2 protein-coding genes are annotated in these 1,742 nt (G+C 77.4%); one reads left to right on the top strand and one right to left on the bottom strand.

The genetic code is table 11. From position 1 onward, the window contains the following. Positions 1-615 (top strand): class F sortase (locus NH602_RS30610; protein WP_256496161.1); only part of this gene is annotated, 615 nt, incomplete at its 5' end. Between the two features lie 289 nt (positions 616-904). Here NH602_RS30610 and NH602_RS30605 read toward each other — a convergent pair. Then, positions 905-1,742 (bottom strand): ATP-dependent helicase C-terminal domain-containing protein (locus NH602_RS30605; protein WP_305882483.1); only part of this gene is annotated, 838 nt, incomplete at its 5' end.

Genomic DNA, 1,742 nt, shown 5'->3' with positions numbered 1-1,742 from the left:
CGCCGGGTGACGCGGGTGCTGGCGCCGGTCGGAGTCCTCACCGCCGCGCTGCTGCTCGCCGACCCCGCGGGCGCACCCGAGCCCGGGGCGACGGCCGTCGCCTCCGTCCCGGTGCCCGCTCCGGCGCCCGCGCCGGGGGCGTTGCTGCCGCCGGGGCCCGCGCCGCTGGTGCGGTCCGAGCCGATCCGGCTGCGGGTCGACCGGCTTGGGCTCGACACCGCGCCCCGGCCGATGGGGCTGGCCGCGGACCGGTCGATGGAGGTCCCCGCGGATGCGGGCACGGTCGGTTGGTACACCGGCGCACCGACCCCGGGCGAGATCGGCCCCGCCGTGCTCACCGCGCACGTCGACTGGAAGGGGCTGCCCGGCGCCTTCGCCGACCTGGACACCCTCGAACCCGGCGACGAGATCCGCGTCGACCGCGCCGACGGGACGTCGGTGGTGTTCGCCGTGCACCGGGTCGGGCGCTTCCCGAAGGCGGAGTTCCCGACCGCCGAGGTCTACGGCGATCTCGACCATGCGGGCCTGCGACTGATCACCTGCGGCGGGGTGTTCGACCGGTCGGCCCGCAGCTACGTCGACAACGTCGTGGTGTTCGCCGACCAGGTCCGCTGAGCGGCCCGTCTGCGCCCCACGCCCCACGGAGCGCGGTCCGGACGCGCCCGCGCTCGTCGAGATGCAGCCCAGCGGGCTGTGGAGATCCACAATTCCCGCTGAGCTGCATCTCGGCGAACCGTCGGGCCGGGCCGGGCGCTGCGCTCCCTGTCGTGTCCTCGTCGCCGCGATCCGCCGCACCACGAACGCCGAGATGCAGCTCAGCGGGCTGTGGAGATCGACAACTCCCGCTGAGCTGCATATCGGCGACCGGGCCGGCTGGACCCGGTCGTCGGGCGGGGCGCGGGGCTCATCTCCGGCGCCCGGTGCCCCGTCCCGGTGTCGCGGTCCGCGGGTCCTCGGGCCAGGCGTGCTTGGGGTAGCGCCCGCGGAGCTCGGCCCGGACCTGTGGATAGGCGTTGTCCCAGAACGAGTCCAGGTCGGCGGTGACCGCCGTCGGACGTCCGGCGGGGGAGAGCAGGTGCAGCACCACCGGCACCCGCCCGTCGGCGACGGCCGGGGAGCCGGTCCACCCGAACACCTCCTGGACCTTCACCGGCAGGGCCGGGGCCGCGCCGGAGTAGTCCAGCGCGATCCGGGACCCGGTGGGGACGGTGAGCCGCTCCGGGGCCAGCTCGTCGATCCGCCCGGCGAGCCCGCCCACGTACGCGGCGACGTGGCGGCGCAGCGCGGGGCCGGCGTCGACCCGGGCCAGGTCGGAGCGGCGCCGGGCGGTGGCGAGCGGACCGGCCAGCCACCCGGCGGGATCGGCGGCCGAGTCGAGCAGCGCCTCCTCGGACACGTCGGGCCACGGTGCGCCCAGCACCCGGTGCAGGAAGTCCAACCGCTCGCGCAGGGAGACCGCCCCCGCCGTCCAGCGCAGCAGCCCGGTGCCCTCGGCACGCAGCCCGGCGACGAGCGCGTCGCGGACGGCGCCGGGGTCGGGGGAGGGGTCGGGCTTCTCCGACAGCACGATCGCGCCGAGCCGGTCGACGGTGCGGGCGCGGACGTCGCCGTCGCTCCAGACGGCCTCCGATCCGGTGACCCGCAGCGGCGCGGCGGCCCGCAGCGCGGTCGCGGCGTCGGTGGTCGCGGCGAGGCGGACCCGGCCGTGGGTCTGCCCGGGGCGCCGGTCGGCGACGGCGACG

The organism is Pseudonocardia sp. McavD-2-B (assembly GCF_024124365.1).
In the GTDB taxonomy this organism is placed as follows: Bacteria; Actinomycetota; Actinomycetes; order Mycobacteriales; family Pseudonocardiaceae; genus Pseudonocardia; species Pseudonocardia alni.
The sequence above is the reverse complement of the archived record's forward strand: the minus strand, read 5'-3'. Positions and strand labels throughout refer to the sequence as shown.